The organism is Bacillota bacterium, from assembly GCA_033549065.1.
GTDB lineage: Bacteria > Bacillota > Dethiobacteria > DTU022 > DTU022 > JAWSUE01.
The window spans coordinates 75849-91666 of sequence record JAWSUE010000007.1; the positions used below are offsets into that span (position 1 = coordinate 75849).

The following is a 15818-nucleotide window of genomic DNA, read 5'->3' on the forward strand; positions in this document are numbered from 1 at the left end:
TGTGAATAAAGACTATGAGTATAATTTTAAGGGGGTAAGAGGGCTAATTAATATTAACTATAGTCTTAATATTGTTTTTACCTGTAAGGGCTTTGAATTAAGCTGTTGAAGAAAGGAGAAAAAATGTTAAGGGTAGCAACAGATATTGGCGGAACTTTTACTGACCTTGTTTATGTTAATCCGGAAGGTGAAGTTGTAAATGCAAAAAGCAATACAACTTCGGGAGAGTTTGAAAAAGGTGTTATGAATGTAATAGAAACCAGCGAAATATCTCCAGTTGATTTCATTTCTTTTGTACACGGGACTACTATTGTGATTAATGCAATTACTGAAAGAAAAGGGGCAAAAACTGCTTTGATAACAACAAAAGGTTTCCGTGATGTGCTTGAAATTGGACGTGGAAACCGCCCGGATTTTTTCAATCTGGAATATAGAAAACCAAAACCCTTTGTTCCCCGTTATTTGCGCCGTGAAGTATCAGAAAGAGTTAATTACAAAGGTATAGTGAAAGAAACTCTGGATTCAAGCGACCTTCCTAAAATTCTTGAGGATTTTCGATCAGATGGAGTTGAAGCTATTGCAATTTGTTTAATTAATTCCTATGCAAATCCGGTTCATGAAGTTCAAATTCTTGAAATGATTAACGAGCAATGGCCAGAGGTGGCTGTAGTTGCTTCTCATCAAATCACCAGGGAATGGCGCGAGTACGAGCGTACAAACACTGCAGTCCTATCTGCATATGTGCAGCCAATTGCCCATCGCTATTTGGATCAGCTAACAAATTCTTTAGATGATGCCGGAATGAAATGCACACCATATATTATGCAGTCCAATTGTGGAATTGACACTGTAAATAGCGCACGACAAATTCCAATTACGATGATTGAATCTGGACCGGCCAGTGGGATCTGGGGTGCAGCGGCACTTGGTAGAATAATAGGAGAACCAGAAATTATTGCCATTGATATTGGTGGTACAACCGCTAAATGTGGCTTAATAACCAAAGGAGAAATTAAACTAAATACGGACTATAAGGTAGAGAGAAGTGAAATTTATGCCGGCTATCCGGTTATGGTACCAGTGGTTGATTTAGTCGAGATTGGAAACGGTGGGGGATCGATTGCCTGGGTAGATGATTACCAAAGAATGCATGTTGGCCCCCAAAGTGCAGGTGCTGTCCCCGGGCCGGTTTCTTATGGGATTGGCGGAACTGAACCCACCCATACAGATGCCTTTCTAGCACTGGGAATAATCAACCCGGATTATTTCTGCGGAGGCACAATGGTTGCTGATATGGAAGCGGTAGAGCAAGCTATCAATAAACTGGCAGGTAAGCTCAATATCAGTAAGCAGGAAGCAGCACATGGCATTGTTAGAATTGCATCAAACAACATGGTCAATGCAATCAAGTTGATTTCAATTAACAGAGGTTTTGATCCACGTGATTTTACGCTGATGGCATTTGGCGGTGGAGGTGGATTAAACGCTTATGCTCTGGCGAAGGAATTGCAAATCAAAAAAATTATAATCCCGAAGCTATCCAGTGTTTTCTCTGCATGGGGCATGTTACTGAGCGATCTTAGGCGAGATTACTTGCTTACACAGATTGTAGAGTTAAAAGATGAAAGCAGTAAGCAAATTACAGCATCATTTAAAGACTTGGAAGAAAAAGCATTAGAACAATATGTTGAAGAAGGTATTGAAGAGTCCAGGATATCATTCCGCCGTTTTGCCAGATGCAGATATCAGAATCAGGAACATACAGTTGAAATACCTTTTCCTGAAGGGATTATCTCTGCTGAAGAGATTAAAAATACCTGTGAACAATTTCATGTACACTATGAAAGAGAATACACTTACCGTCTTGATGCCCCAATTGAGTTAGTTTGTTACCATCTTATTGCTATAGCAGAAATGGATAAGTTAAAACCGGAGAAAGCCCCAAGATCCGGACTTAAAGTTGAAGATACCATCAAAGGTAAACGTGATGTGGATTTTGTAGAACACGGTATTTATGAAGCAGTAATCTATGATGGTAATGTCTTCGAGCCCGGCATGAATTTAAATGGTCCGGCAATTATCGAAGAAGCGGGAACCACCATTATAATTCCGCCAAAATTTAACTGCAATATAGATGAATATGGGAATTACCGGATAAATCTTATTGAGGAAGGTGAATAAATATGATTATCCATCAGTATGATCCTATTACACTAAATATTATTCAAAACTCTATCCAGGCCGCAGCCGATGAAATGTTTGCTGCATTTCGACATACCGCTATGAGTGCTATTATTTATGAAGTGCTTGATATGGGAGTTGGGATTACAGATAAAAACGGAGAACTGGCCAGCAGTGGAGCAGGAATACCTGCATTTGCCGGACTATTAGATAAGTCCGTATTTTGTATTCTTAAAAAGTTCAATAAACCAGATGATATAAAGCCGGGTGATATCTTTATAACCAATGATCCTTATAATGGCGGAGTAACACATCTCAATGATGTTGTACTGGCTATGCCTGTATTTGTAGATGGTGAGCTTATTGCATGGACTGCAAATATGGCTCATTACAACGATGTCGGCGGGGCAGTTCCAGGCAGTATGTCCAATGATGCAACGGAGATATTCCAGGAAGGTTTTATACTTTCAGCAATTAAACTTTTTTCTGAAGGAAAACCGATCCAATCTGTATTTGACATAATGACTTCCAACTGCCGCATGCCCGATTTCTTGACCGGAGATCTTTGGGCCGGCATTGCATCGCTGAGAGTGGGCGAAAATCGAATTATGGACATATGCAATAAGTATGGAAAAGATGTTTTTTTGCATGCCATAGAGGAATACCTGGATTATGCTGAGCAGGTTAGCCTGGATGCGATGAAGGAGATTCCCAATGGCAAGTATTCACTGGTTGAAGAGCAGGATAATGGAATGTTCTATAAAGTTACAATTGAAATAACTGATAATGAATTTATAGTTGATTTGCGGGAAAACCCCGATCAAGATAAAGGGCCTTTTAATACCAGCCGTGATGGCACGTTAACTATATGCCAGCTCGCTTTTAAAGGGGTAACATCATCCAATAAGATGTCAAACAGCGGAACATTCAGGCCTTTAAAAGTTTTAACTCGCCCGGGTTCAATCTTTGATCCAGTCTATCCGGCTGCTCAGGGCATTTACTATGAGTTAACAGTAAGATTGTCGGATTTGATAGTAAGGTGTATGGCTGAGAAGCTTCCTGAGCGTTTACCGGCAGGAAACTTTTCCTCAGTGTGTGGAACACTATTTGGAGGGATACATCCGGATACCGGAAGGACATACGTTGTTATTGAGCCTGAGCTTGGAGGCTGGGGTGGATCGGCAACATCAGACGGTAACTCCGGACAGTTCTGTATGATGCATGGAGAAACATATAATTGTCCCGCTGAAGTAGCTGAAGCACGTTACGGAGTGACTGTAGATTACCTGAGTTTTCATGATGAAGATGGCGGTGCCGGACAGTATAAAGGAGGTAAAGGGGTAAGAATAGATTATAGAATTAGATCGGATAACGCATGGTTGACTGTTTCATATACTCGCTCAAAGTTTCCACCCTGGCCTTTGGAGGGTGGATGTGAAGGATCACCTAACTATATCTTGATTGTTCGCTCAGACGGCAGCACTGAAAGATATTCTGTAGTTAGCGGATTGACATTGAATACTGATGATGTAATCAGAATTATGACAGGAACAGGTGCCGGTTGGGGAGATCCATTAAAACGTGAAATTGAAAAAATAAACGAAGATATAAAAAATGGTTATGTAACTTTAGAACAGGCAAATCGCTATTATGATTATGAAAACAGGTTAAAAAAACAATAGCTAAAGTATTATGGTTTACATTAGTTTGCCTTATGAAAAGTAAGAATAGTTATGATAGGAGAGAAAAATGGTTAAATTAACAGTGCTTTACAATTTACCGCCTGATGCAGATCATGAAGAGTTTCTCAAATGGCGCACTACAACTCATCAGAAGAACAATATGGCCATGCCAGGAGTGATTAAGAGTGATTTCTATGAAATCAAGAAAGCCTGGAAAAACGATTCTGCTCCATACCGCTATATGACGGAGGCATATTACCCGGACATGGCAACCTTTGAGAAAAGTTTTTTTGATCCTGACTATCAAGCAAGATTAGCGGTATCATTAGAACGCATCGCTGATCCGCTTTTCTTAATTTCAGAGGAAATAATTTCAGAGGAAAATTAGTCAATTAGATTAACTATTCAAATCAATTTTGAGGGCATAGATTGGATTTACTATGCCGGAAAAGGTTTCATGACCGTAAAACGTTTTGCCGATCAATGAATTGAATAATGAGGAGGGCTTAAAATGTCGAGGCGGATTCTTTGGGTCAATCCTGTAGGCACTGATATTTTTGATGCTCCGATAAAAGAAATTTTTGATGCGGAGAAAATGCCTGATTCTGAAGTTGATGTAGTATCCTTGAAGCGTGGACCTCAGCACTTGGAGTACCATTATTATGAGATGATGGTGATTCTGGATATGCTTCATTTAATCAAACAGGGGGAAAAGGACGGCTATGATGCTGCTGTTATTGGCTGTTTCTATGATCCTGGATTAAGAGAAGCCAGGGAAATCACCGAGCGGATGGTAGTCACTGCACCGGCAGAAGCCTGCATGCATATCGCTACCACTCTTGGCGACAAATTTTCTGTAATAGTAGGCCGTCAGAAATGGGTTCCGGCAATGAGAGAAAATGTTCATAAATATGGATTTGGCGATAGACTGGCTTCATTTAAACCAGTGGGCCTGGGAGTACATGATTTTCACAGGGATGAAAAAGAAACAAAACGCCTGTTAAAAGAAGCGGCCAGAGAAGCTGTTGATATAGATAAAGCGGAAGTAATAATTCTTGGCTGCACGATTCAGTTCGGCTTTTACAAGGAATTACAGGAGTATGCAGGTGTTCCTGTAATCGACGCAATTCTTGCTCCCTTGAAGTACGCAGAACTTCTAATCGAGATAAATCAAAAATTTGGCTGGTTCCATTCCAAGAAATACGGTTATGAAAGCCCACCTGCACCTGAAATTGAGGGTTGGGGCTTAGATGTCCAGTACGGTTTCGGTGATCTCTGGAGGTAACCTGTCCTATAAATCAGGAGATATGGTTATTCAGGTAAAGTAATTTGATGATAAAGGCGTGCCATGCGGCATGCCTTTATCATCATCTCGCGCATTCCCCGCCGCGTCCGGTAACAGTTTCAAGGGCATGCTCCAATACAGGAATCAATACATCCAGGCATTCAGCAACCGCTTTCGGGCTGCCCGGCAGGTTAACGATCAGTGTTGAACCGCTTATACCGGATATGCCCCGGGTGAGCATGGCTCTGGCTGTTACTGCAGCAGTTTCACGACGCATTGCTTCACCAATTCCGGGGATCTCGCGATCGATTACTTCCAGCGTTGCTTCAGGTGTTACATCTCGCGGGCCGAGTCCCGTGCCGCCGGTGGTAAAAATTGCATCAATACCTCCGGCAATCATGTTGCGCATGGTTTTTGACAATATTGATTGATCATCGGGAACAATCAGGTAATCAATGGTATCGCCGTATGGCAGGAGCATTTCAGTCACAGTCGGTCCACTGGTATCTTCTCTTTCACCGCGGGAGCCCTTATCACTGGCGGTGATTATACCGAACCGGTAAGAATGGACAGCTTCCAGATGATTACCAACCTCAATTTCCCCTCCCCGGAGAACTTCGGTAAAAATTCCCTCACGCGGCATAACGCAGTCACCGGCCTGATAGTAAATAGCGCACCGATCATGGCACTCCTTGCCGATCTGGGTCACCCTTAACCTGGCCTCTTTCCCTGCTTTCAAACGGGTGCCGACCGGCAGGCTGACCAGATCTATGCCCCTGGTGGTCAGGTTTTCGGCAAAATCACCACAGCCCACATCCAATCCCTTGGCAACCATCTTGGCAATACTCTCTTCGGCCAGCAAACTTACCTGGCGGTGGGCAAATCCGGCGTGAGCATCACCCTCAAGGCCTTCATTTTTTAACAACATGCTTTTACCGATGTTCGTTTTTCGCTGCCCTTTCTTCGGACTGGTACATACAGCGACAATTTCACCCATTATTTCTGGTCCCGGCGATAATGACCGGAACGTCCTCCCTTCTTTTCGACCAGACGGATATTCTGGATCACCATATCTTTATCAACTGCCTTGCACATATCATATATAGTAAGGGCTGCTACACTCACTCCGGTCAGCGCCTCCATTTCAACTCCCGTTTGTCCGGTTAATTTGACCCTGACCCCGATTTCGACTTTCGGATCAGGAGCAAAGACTGGAACAAAATCGACTTCTACACCTGATATGCCCAGTGGATGAGCCATCGGTATGAGACGGCCTGTATCCTTGACGGCCATAATAGCTGCTACCTGGGCAACAGTTAGAACATCTCCCTTGGCCATTCCACCTTCCATAATTTTGGTCAGCGTATCGGCAGCCATAATGATCTCCCCCAGGGCATATGCTTCCCGTAAAGTTTCATCTTTTCCCGATACATCCACCATCTTTGGCCGGCCTGACCGGTCGAAATGAGTGAACTCTGCACCAGCGCTTTCATCACCGGTACGGTTTCTGAAATAAGTGTCAAAGATGAAGTTGGCCAGTCCGCTGCTGTCGTCAAGATGGAAAACGGGAATATGGAGATCAAAATCTTCCCGATCGGTGACAACTGCTATGGTATTTTCTACTAATAGGGGTTCGCGGCTTATCGCGCTGCGGACAATTTCTATTTTCGGATTTGTACTGGTTTTATTACCTTCGATCAATATCAAGTCAAAATCTTTTAACAACTCCGCTGCGGCATCCAGGCCGTTCATTCCACTTCTGGATCCGATCAGAATATAACTTCCCGGTGTGGTAATCCCGGATACTTCTGCTCCGGCTTCAGCAAAACGCCAGCTATCCTTGCCGGGAAGGTCCAGGTTATATTTATGTATTTTCCCTTTTAATGCAGCGACACGAAGGTCGCGTTCGATCAATTTTGGCAATAATTTTTCGAGCAGTGTTGTTTTACCGCTGTCCGAAAGTGCTGCAACCAGGTTAATCATTACCGGTGGCACCTATACCACCTCCTTATCCTCCCGTTTTAGACATGCCGCGCATTTGACCCGGAAGAACAGATCCGCAGTGACCATTGGAAGACATTTTATGTTCGACCGGTTTTATACTGAGCACTTCGATAATTAATTTTTTTAGAGCCTCTTTATCATCTATAACCGGATGGACTGGCTGTTCGTCCTGCCAGTAGAGACAGGCTTTCAGGTTACCATCTGCAGTAAGCCGTAAGCGGTTGCAGCTGTCACAAAAGTGTTTACTTATCGGGTGTATCAACCCGACAGTTCCTTTACCGTCCGGTATGGTGTAAGACTCTGCCGGTCCTGCTCCCCCGGGTAAGGGAATCGGAGTAAGCGGAAGACCTGCTTTACCCGCGGTTTCTTCGACGAAACTTAAAGGCAGGTAATGATCGTTATAGCTCTGGTCATGATCGCCGATAGGCATATATTCGATAAAGCGGACATGCAGTGACCTTTCACGGACCATCTGCAGAAAGTTAAGCACTTCACTTTCATTGATACCTTTCATTAAAACCACGTTTAGTTTGACCGGTTTAAGATCATATTCCAGGGCGGCATCGATCCCCTTTAACACCTGCCGGAGATCACCACAGCGTGTTATCCGGTTATAAACTTCTTCCCGCAGAGAATCAAGGCTGATGTTAACTCTTCGCAGACCGGCTTCTTTAAGTTCCCTGGCATAACGGGAAAGAAGTATGCCATTTGTTGTCATAGCAAGATCGACTATCCCCGGTACTGCCGCTATTTTTTCGATTAGACCGATAACGCCTTTGCGAACGAGCGGTTCGCCTCCGGTTATTCTAATCTTGCTGATTCCCAACTCGGCGCCGGCAGTAACAACCTTCAGGATATCTTCATAGCTTAATATATCCCGGTGAGAAATCTGTTCAATTCCTTCTTCACCCATGCAATAAACGCATCGCAGGTTACAGCGGTCGGTTACAGAAATTCTGAGATAATCATGATATCTTCCATGTCCGTCTATGAGCGGCATAATTACATCTCCCTTTTGCCGGCATCCCGCATACTATACCCACCCAGTGCTTCAACCTCTTTCTGAAAGAGCGGATCTGTAATAATATCGAGGATCAGTTGGCCTTCTTTGCTTTTGTAGAACGACTCACTCATCAACAGGTCATAGCGTTCTTCAGTAAGTGGAACAAAATCGAGCTTAAAAGCTCTGGCTGCCGGCAGTATGCCCAATCCGGCCCGGGCAGTTCCGGCCGCTACAGCAGCTGCTACATTCAGGTGGGTATGCTCTTCCCGTTGGTATCCATAAATCTGATCGGGGTTGTATTTTGCTTCGGCCAGCAGGTGATCAAATAAAAGGCGGGTGCCTGCACCACGTTGGCGGTTGACAAAAGGTATTTTAAGTTCAGCCAGCTGCTTAACAGATTCAATCCTGTCCGGGTTACCCTCGGGAACGATCCATCCCTGCATCCTGTATACAAGATTGATCAGGTGGAAATTCCCCTTCGGTAAAAACCTCTTGAGATAAGGAATATTATATTGACCGGTTTCAGAATCAAAAAGGTGTATTCCGGCAAAATGAGCCTGGCCCTTTCCGATGGCAGCAATACCTCCCATACTGCCCAGGTGGGATGAAGAAAGATTGACAAGTGGGTCACGTTCCCGAAGCGCTGTGGATAAAATATCTAAAATCAGATCGTGGCTTCCGGCAGCCAGCAGGTTATAGCGCAGTTGGTCACGTGATTTATATAGCTCTATTTCTACGGTTTCATCCTGTTCATTGCCGAGAGAATTTGCAGGTATTACCAGCAGCCCATCAGCCCTGACCAGCGACATGGTTACTCCGGCGCCCCTGGTCAGAGGATTGGCAATAAAGCGGTCTTCCACATAACCAACGGTCATCCTGACGAATTCTTCAACACCGATCTCGGAGACAACCCTTCTGCCCAGTGTAACCTCCATCTTTTCTCTCACCGGTTCAGGAATCCCGAAATATCGGTAGATCAGGGGTCTGACAAACCATTCCAGGCTCATGTAGGCAGAAACCGGGTAACCGGGCAGACCGATAATCGGTTTGGAATGGATAGAACCGAGTATGGTCGGTTTGCCCGGTCTGGTGGCTACTCCATGCAAAAAAACCTTGCCAAGATTTTCTATAATTGAGCTGGTATAATCTTTTTCACCGGCCGATGAACCGGCATTGATTATAACCAAATCGCTTTTTTCAATAGCCTTCAGTATTGAGTCCCTGATTTTGTCAGGTTTATCAGGCACAATCGGGAAAATTTCCGGTACTGCTCCCCATTCCTCAAGATACGATGCGATAACCGTGCTGTTAAAGTCGGGGATACTTCCCTTTTTTCTATCAGCGGACGGGCTGATTACTTCAGAACCGCTGGGAATTACAGACACCTTCGGTTTGGCCATAACTTCAATTTCAGTAATTCCCCCTGCCAGCAGGGCACCAAGATCGGGAGGTTTCAAACAATGCAGGGCGGGAACAATCAGTTCTCCGGCGACCACATCTTCACCGACAGCCCTGACATGCTGCCAGGGGGTAGCGGGTGCGAGAATTTCTACTTCATCACCTTTGATGAAATGGATATCCTCTATTTTAATAACCGCATCAAATCCGTTGGGAAGTGGGTCTCCGGTGTTTACATTGTCGTAATGATTGCCCCGCATAAGGAATACGGGAGTTTGGTCCGATGCCGTGAATGTTTTTTCTGCTGTGACTGCTATACCGTCCATGGCAGCAGCATGATACCCGGGCATAGAAAACCGGGCGATTACCGGTTTGGCGGTGACACGGCCAATCGAGCTTTTTACTTCTGAAGTTTCGACCTTCCTCGGAATGTTAGTCCTCTCCAAAAAAATCCTGAGAGCCTCAGACCGGGGAGTATTGCTCAAATAAACTTTTCTCATCTGGTTCCTCCATTGGTTATTCCCAGATTGTTATTTCAACAACTTCTCCTTCTAATAAACCTTCTTTTTCTGCCGGTATGGTTAGCAGTCCGTCTGCTTCGGCCAGAGAGCGCAGAATGCCTGATCGGCCGAAAATCGGTACTGCTCTCAATGTATCATTTTCTTTTTCAAGCTTGATCCGGACATAATCGGTGCGCCCCGAACGTGAAGGGATATTTCGACCGAGTATAGCTTTGACTGTGGGTGCGAAAGGTTTTTCAATGCGGCCTGACAGCCTTTCGATTACAGCTCTGCCAAAAATTGAAAATATATTAAGCGCTGAAACAGGATGACCGGGTAATCCGAGAATCGGTTTGCCTTCACAGTTTGCCAAAAGGGTTGGTTTGCCCGGTTGAATGGCAATACCTTCAACCAGTAAACCCGGTTTGCCGAGTGCATTCATAGTTCGGGCAGTGTAATCCCTGCTTCCTACTGAACTACCCCCCGAGAATACAAGAAAATCTACCTTTTGAAGCATGGAGTTGCTTCTGTCCAGGAAAGTTTCGTATATATCGGGTAAAATCCCCCCGTATTGAGCGTCGGCGCCGAACTGTTTTGTTAGGTATAGTGTTGCCGGGGCATTGCTGTCACGGATTCGGGCAGTTTCGATGGTCGGTTGATGATAATCGACCAGTTCATCACCGCTGGAAAAGAAGCCAATCAACGGTCTTTTATGTGCTTGAAATTTGGTAATACCGAGTGATGCCAGGAGCCCGATTTCAGGAGCACGCATCCGATGGCCTCCTGCCAGGGCAAGAGCTCCTTTCTTCAGGTCTTCACCGCGAAGAATTACATTTTCTCCCGGTGCAACCTGGCGGAAGCACTGGACCATCGTTCCAGTCACTTCGGTATCCTCTATCATAACGACGGCATCGGCTCCCTCAGGGAGCATACCGCCGGTATGAACCAGGCAGCAATGGCCGCTGTTTATAGCGGGGGCAGGTTGCCCCATCAATACCTCTCCTACGGATTCAAGCATGGCCGGGATACCTTCGCCGGCTCCAAAAGTATCCCTGGCGTTGACGGCGTAACCGTCTACGGTAGATCGGTTAAACCCGGGAGAATCTTCTGCAGCGAAAATATCCTCGGACAGTATGCGTCCGCCTGCTTCAAGCAGGCCAACTTCTTCGCTTTCCAGCGGCTTAAATTGTTCGGCAATTAACTGCAAAACATCGGCCGGGTTACTTACCTTCATTAATTTCATCAGAGCACCCCGAAAAAATAACAAACCGCGCCTCCCAATCAAGAAAACGCGGCCTAATGGCGATTGTCTCCTTTCCGAACACGGGAGGCTAAGGGATTTCTCCCTCAACCCAGGCCTTTTACCATACCCGCATTACGGCTGTAGGTAAAAAGGCTCGGAGTGGTTTATTTGGTTTTACCAACAGCGCTATTATACCATTAGTAAGGGAATAGAATCAACCCGAGAAGTGCTCCCGCAGCAATGTAATAAAGCGGGCTGATCGGCCGCAGGATGCACGCTGAGAGAATTAAACCGAATATCAGTGCTGTGGAGAAATCGATCACTGCTGTTTGACCAAGGGTAAAAGAAGCAAGCAGAATCAGGGCGATCAGGGCTGAACGGAGACCGTTCAGGAAAGAGGCTGCTTTCTGGTTTTGAATTAGCTTGAATAAAATTCGCGAAAGTAACAGCAGGAGAACCAGTGATGGTGTGATTACCCCAAGGGAAGCGGTGAGCGAGCCGATCACCCCGGCTAACCTGTATCCGATAAAAGTCGCTGCATTGATCGATACCGGACCCGGAGTCATCTCTGCAACAGCGATTATGTCGAGAAATTCTGAGGCCGTGAGCCAGCCGTGAACATTGATCACTTCGGCTTCCATCAGGGGGATCATTGCATAGCCGCCACCGATTGTAAATAAACCTACTTTAAGAAATGACCAGTAAAGGGAAAGTAATATAGTTGCCATCAGTCGCATTCCCCCCTGCATACGAAAAGCCCGGCCACACCGCCGGCTACCAGAACCAGAATAGGGTGTATCCGGGTGATGATTGCGATTACAAGCAGAACAGCACAGAGTAATACTCCGCGCCAACCATGAAGAATTCCTCGTCCCATTTTAATTGCAGCGTAAGCAATAAGGGCTACTACGGCCGGACGCAAACCGTAAAAGGCAGCCTGGACATAAATATTGTCCCTGACCAGGGGGTAAAGCCAGGCGGCAATGATCAGCAGAATGATAACCGATGGGGCGGTTACCCCAAGAGCTGCGACCAGACCGCCGATATTTCCACGCAGTCTGATCCCGATCTGAATGGCACTGTTCAAAGCCAGCTGGCCGGGCATACCCTGGGTTATGATCAAAATATCGGAGAAGGTGGAGTGACTAACCCACTTTCTGTTTTCCACGACTTCTCTCTGAATTACCGGCAGGATTGCATAACCGCCCCCGAAAGTAAAAGCGCCCACTTTAAAAAACGTGAGCAGGATTGTCCATAAAGATTCCTGATTAGGTTTGGCTGGGATTTCAGACTGCAAAAGCTGTCTTCCTTTCAATGATGCTGAGATTTTTATTGATTAATTCAACTGATTCAATTATCGATTGTTACCGTCCTCCGGTTGTTCGGTTATGTTTTCCAATTCTTCGAAAACGCGCATCACAGATTGCAGAGAGACAATCAAATTTTCTCTCTCTTCAGGATTCAGATGTTGGGCTAGGTTGTTAAAACGGAATGAACGTCTTTCAAAAACCAACCGGGAAAGCTGGCGGCCGTATGATGTCAGCGCGACACGAACTACCCTGCGATCGTTCTCGTCTCCCCGTCGTTTGACCAGGTTAAGATTTACCAGGCGGTTAACCAGACGGGTTGCCGCGCTCTCCGCAAGGTAGATTTCGGAGCTTAACTTACCCATGGTCAGATCATCATGAAAATAAAGAACCAATAATGCATTGATCTGGCTGGGGGTAATTCCTAATCCGGTTAGTTCCCTGTTCTCTTCAGCACTCAGATAGTGCATGAGTTTGGGGAATATAGCCTGGATGGCTGCAGTAAACTTTTCAGCATCACGATATTCACTGCTCATATTACCCGTCTCCTGTCCGGTTTACTTTGTTATTGGAGAAAACTTATTCATAGGTTAGGCTATTTGCATAAATATGTCAAGTTGGTAAGCCAGGTTTTCAAGTAAAACTATGGAATTAATTGTTCACCAATAAACTATTTGGTATACTTGCTTTAAGAGTTAACAGAAACGGCCGGAGCCCAGGCGGCCTGGAAAATATTTCGCTGAGCTTCCGGTCTGAAGGCAGGTGTTTTAATTGTTGCAGGTGATCGGAATTGCTCCTCACCCTCCCATAATAATTCCGGAAATCGGCCGCAGTGAAATTACCAAAGCTCGTAAAACCGTTGATGGGATGTATCGCTTAGGTAAAATCTTTAATGAACTAAACCCCGAATTGATAATCATTATAACTCCACACGGGCAGATTATGCGTGAAGGTCCTGCAGTATTAACTGGAAAGAAACTGCAAGGTCACTTTGGTCACTTCGGTTTCCCCGGTATTCATGTTGAATTTGAAACCGATATGAAGCTGCTTGAACTCTTGAGAGAAAATGCTGACCGGGCCCCTTTGCGGCCGATATTCCTCGAAGACAGCGACAGGTTCTATGAAGGAAACATACTGGATCACGGGGCAATGGTTCCCCTGTACTTCCTCCGGGAAGCAGGGGTAAATGCTCCGGGGCTGCATATAACTTTTGGCTTTAACTCCTTTCGTGATCTCTATAAGTTCGGTACCTTTTTAAGGAAGCTTATCGAAGAAAGAGGCAAGCGGGTTGCCGTACTGGCCAGCGGAGATCTATCACACCGTTTGATTCCCGGTGCACCTGCAGGATATGATAAAAGGGGCGCTAAATATGATCAGCGGCTTGTGGAGTTACTGCGCAGTAAAGAAATTGACCAAATAGTGAATTTTGATCCGGATCTTGTTGAAGCAGCCGGTGAATGCGGCCTTAGATCCTTTTTAATTGCACTTGGAATGCTCCATGGAGAAGTTTTTAATTCTGAAATCATCTCCTATGAAGGGCCTTTCGGGGTTGGCTACCTTGTAGCTGCTTTAATACCTTCAGAAATAAGTTCTGATTCAGATAGAAAAGAGGTTGAACAGCCTGCCGTTCAGAATGAAAAGGAAACACTAAACCCAGCACGCTTTGCGCGAATGGTTTTAAAAGAGTATTTAGCTGATGGAATAATTCCACAGCTGCCTGCTGTCCTTCCGGATGAATATAAAGTAAAATCAGGCGTTTTTGTTTCCCTGAAAAAAGAAGGTCAGCTGCGTGGATGCATCGGGACTGTAGAGCCGGTGCGGGAAAACCTGGCATCCGAAATTATTGCCAATGCCATTAGCGCTGCCTTGCGTGATCCCCGGTTTTCACCTGTCTGTAGAGAAGAGTTAGCTGATTTGGTTATTTCTGTGGATGTTCTCAGCCCGATGGAGCGAATAAAGAGCATATCCGAGCTCAACCCAAAAAAATATGGCGTCCTGGTCCGCAGCGGTATGAAAACAGGTTTGCTCCTTCCTGACCTGGAAGGTATTGATTCAGCAGAAGATCAAGTTGATATTGCCCGGCGTAAAGCAGGAATAACACGGGATGAGCCTGTAGAGCTATATCGGTTTACCGTTACCAGATACAAGGAGTAAACTATGCAGCACAGGGCAAGGTTTTATGAAAAAAGAGTAGAAAAAATACGCTGCCTGCTGTGCCCTCACCGGTGTTTGCTGGGAGAAGGGGAAGTCGGGTTATGTGGTGTCCGGGAAGTTTCAGTGGGCGAGCTGTATACAAAAGTTTATAATTATGTTGCCGCCTTAAACTGGGATCCTATCGAAAAGAAGCCGCTCTATCATTTTCATCCAGAGAAAACAATCTTATCGGTTGGAACAGTCGGTTGTAATCTTGGTTGTTCATTTTGCCAGAACTGGACGCTGGCCCGGGGACGCCCTGACCAGAAGAGCGATATTATTAAGCCGGAAGATCTTCTGGCAATGCTGGACAGGGAGGGCGGCAGGGCTAAAACAATCGGCCTTGCTTATACCTACAATGAACCGACCGTCTGGTATGAATATGTTTTTGATACTGCCCGGCTGCTTCACGAAAGAGGGTATAAGAATGTTTTGGTTACCAATGGATACATTAACCGTGAACCGCTCCTGGAGATACTGCCCTATATTGACGCAATGAATATTGATGTCAAGGGTTTTACAAATTCTTTTTACAAGGATTACTGCCAGGGTTCGATGAAACCGGTTATTGAAACTGTCGAGACTGCTGTCAAGCACTGTCATGTCGAAATAACCTGCCTTTTGATACCTGGTCTTAACGATGATTTGAAGGAGCAGGAAGAACTGGCCAGTTGGCTGGGCAATTTAAGCAGGGATCTGGTTCTTCATTATTCTCGATATTTCCCCCAGTATAAACTGGATATACCTCCAACATCTCCGGAGACAATGATCGGCATCCGGGAGATGGCACGGAAATATTTACGTTATGTATACCTGGGAAATATTGACTTCCCTGGCACTTCCGATACCATTTGCCCCCACTGCGGAAACCTGCTTGTTAAGCGCAGTGGTTACCGGGTAAGAGTTGTCGGTCTGGATGGAGTTAATTGCAATAATTGCCGCAACCAAATCAGTGTTATCCTGTCAGATAATAATGAATAATTTTTGATATTAATTATGGTTAACTTTTTATGGGCGGGCAG

At 45.3% G+C, this 15818-nt stretch carries 14 protein-coding genes, 1 pseudogene and 1 riboswitch; of the genes and pseudogenes, 6 read left to right on the forward strand and 9 right to left on the reverse strand.

What is annotated here, in order from left to right; genetic code table 11:
• The first annotated feature begins 123 nt into the window (after nucleotides 1-123).
• The 4 genes from SCJ97_06240 to SCJ97_06255 all read left to right on the forward strand — a co-directional run bounded on the left by SCJ97_06240 (nucleotide 124) and on the right by SCJ97_06255 (nucleotide 5148).
• On the forward strand, nucleotides 124-2181 hold the full coding sequence (locus SCJ97_06240; protein ID MDW7739641.1) for a hydantoinase/oxoprolinase family protein: 2058 nt from the start codon (nucleotides 124-126) through the stop codon (nucleotides 2179-2181).
• A 2-nt stretch (nucleotides 2182-2183) separates the two neighbouring features.
• On the forward strand, nucleotides 2184-3863 hold the full coding sequence (locus tag SCJ97_06245; protein MDW7739642.1) for a hydantoinase B/oxoprolinase family protein: 1680 nt from the start codon (nucleotides 2184-2186) through the stop codon (nucleotides 3861-3863).
• Between the two features lie 67 nt (nucleotides 3864-3930).
• Nucleotides 3931-4251, forward strand: coding sequence for an EthD domain-containing protein (locus SCJ97_06250; protein ID MDW7739643.1), 321 nt, complete (start codon nucleotides 3931-3933; stop codon nucleotides 4249-4251).
• Nucleotides 4252-4374: 123 nt separating this feature from the next.
• The gene (locus tag SCJ97_06255; GenBank protein MDW7739644.1) at nucleotides 4375-5148 is read left to right on the forward strand and encodes an aspartate/glutamate racemase family protein; all 774 of its coding nucleotides are present in this window, start codon (nucleotides 4375-4377) and stop codon (nucleotides 5146-5148) included.
• A gap of 82 nt (nucleotides 5149-5230) precedes the next feature.
• On the opposite strand, the gene SCJ97_06260 is transcribed toward SCJ97_06255, so the two are convergent.
• The 9 genes and pseudogenes from SCJ97_06260 to SCJ97_06300 form a co-directional block, all read right to left on the reverse strand.
• Entirely contained in the window at nucleotides 5231-6145 is a 915-nt protein-coding gene (locus SCJ97_06260) for a molybdopterin-binding protein (GenBank protein MDW7739645.1), read from the reverse strand.
• A complete protein-coding gene (gene moaC, locus SCJ97_06265; protein ID MDW7739646.1) occupies nucleotides 6145-6675 on the reverse strand; it encodes a cyclic pyranopterin monophosphate synthase MoaC in 531 nt (176 codons plus the stop codon). Before moaC ends, SCJ97_06260 begins: the two co-directional genes overlap by 1 nt.
• Nucleotides 6676-6681: 6 nt before the next feature.
• Nucleotides 6682-7131: pseudogene (gene mobB / locus SCJ97_06270) on the reverse strand (molybdopterin-guanine dinucleotide biosynthesis protein B).
• Between the two features lie 25 nt (nucleotides 7132-7156).
• Entirely contained in the window at nucleotides 7157-8152 is a 996-nt protein-coding gene (gene moaA / locus SCJ97_06275) for a GTP 3',8-cyclase MoaA (GenBank protein MDW7739647.1), read from the reverse strand.
• 2 nt (nucleotides 8153-8154) lie between these two features.
• On the reverse strand, nucleotides 8155-10053 hold the full coding sequence (locus SCJ97_06280) for a molybdopterin biosynthesis protein (GenBank protein ID MDW7739648.1): 1899 nt from the start codon (nucleotides 10051-10053) through the stop codon (nucleotides 8155-8157).
• Between the two features lie 16 nt (nucleotides 10054-10069).
• Complete coding sequence (locus tag SCJ97_06285; GenBank protein ID MDW7739649.1) at nucleotides 10070-11320, reverse strand: molybdopterin molybdotransferase MoeA; 1251 nt, start codon at nucleotides 11318-11320, stop codon at nucleotides 10070-10072.
• Between the two features lie 27 nt (nucleotides 11321-11347).
• A riboswitch (molybdenum cofactor riboswitch) is annotated at nucleotides 11348-11468 on the reverse strand.
• A gap of 25 nt (nucleotides 11469-11493) precedes the next feature.
• Nucleotides 11494-12024: a chromate transporter gene (locus SCJ97_06290; GenBank protein ID MDW7739650.1), complete on the reverse strand. Its 531-nt coding sequence runs from the start codon at nucleotides 12022-12024 to the stop codon at nucleotides 11494-11496.
• Complete coding sequence (locus SCJ97_06295) at nucleotides 12024-12593, reverse strand: chromate transporter (GenBank protein MDW7739651.1); 570 nt, start codon at nucleotides 12591-12593, stop codon at nucleotides 12024-12026. The genes SCJ97_06290 and SCJ97_06295 overlap by 1 nt, the downstream gene beginning before the upstream one ends.
• A gap of 57 nt (nucleotides 12594-12650) precedes the next feature.
• Complete coding sequence (locus SCJ97_06300) at nucleotides 12651-13139, reverse strand: MarR family transcriptional regulator (protein ID MDW7739652.1); 489 nt, start codon at nucleotides 13137-13139, stop codon at nucleotides 12651-12653.
• Between the two features lie 244 nt (nucleotides 13140-13383).
• Here SCJ97_06300 and amrA point away from each other — a divergent pair, with 244 nt between their 5' ends.
• Complete coding sequence (gene amrA, locus SCJ97_06305) at nucleotides 13384-14757, forward strand: AmmeMemoRadiSam system protein A (GenBank protein ID MDW7739653.1); 1374 nt, start codon at nucleotides 13384-13386, stop codon at nucleotides 14755-14757.
• A gap of 3 nt (nucleotides 14758-14760) precedes the next feature.
• Nucleotides 14761-15777: an AmmeMemoRadiSam system radical SAM enzyme gene (gene amrS / locus SCJ97_06310; protein MDW7739654.1), complete on the forward strand. Its 1017-nt coding sequence runs from the start codon at nucleotides 14761-14763 to the stop codon at nucleotides 15775-15777.
• Nucleotides 15778-15818: the final 41 nt, after the last annotated feature.

Excerpts from the sequence above, each read along its gene's own strand:
- SCJ97_06240 (MDW7739641.1), top strand. The coding sequence starts at position 124 with ATGTTAAGGGTAGCAACAGATATTGGCGGAACTTTTACTGACCTTGTT.
- SCJ97_06245 (MDW7739642.1), top strand. The coding sequence starts at position 2,184 with ATGATTATCCATCAGTATGATCCTATTACACTAAATATTATTCAAAAC.
- SCJ97_06250 (MDW7739643.1), top strand. The coding sequence starts at position 3,931 with ATGGTTAAATTAACAGTGCTTTACAATTTACCGCCTGATGCAGATCAT.
- SCJ97_06255 (MDW7739644.1), top strand. The coding sequence starts at position 4,375 with ATGTCGAGGCGGATTCTTTGGGTCAATCCTGTAGGCACTGATATTTTT.
- SCJ97_06260 (MDW7739645.1), bottom strand. The coding sequence starts at position 6,145 with ATGGGTGAAATTGTCGCTGTATGTACCAGTCCGAAGAAAGGGCAGCGA.
- moaA (MDW7739647.1), bottom strand. The coding sequence starts at position 8,152 with ATGCCGCTCATAGACGGACATGGAAGATATCATGATTATCTCAGAATT.
- SCJ97_06280 (MDW7739648.1), bottom strand. The coding sequence starts at position 10,053 with ATGAGAAAAGTTTATTTGAGCAATACTCCCCGGTCTGAGGCTCTCAGG.
- SCJ97_06290 (MDW7739650.1), bottom strand. The coding sequence starts at position 12,024 with ATGGCAACTATATTACTTTCCCTTTACTGGTCATTTCTTAAAGTAGGT.
- SCJ97_06300 (MDW7739652.1), bottom strand. The coding sequence starts at position 13,139 with ATGAGCAGTGAATATCGTGATGCTGAAAAGTTTACTGCAGCCATCCAG.
- amrS (MDW7739654.1), top strand. The coding sequence starts at position 14,761 with ATGCAGCACAGGGCAAGGTTTTATGAAAAAAGAGTAGAAAAAATACGC.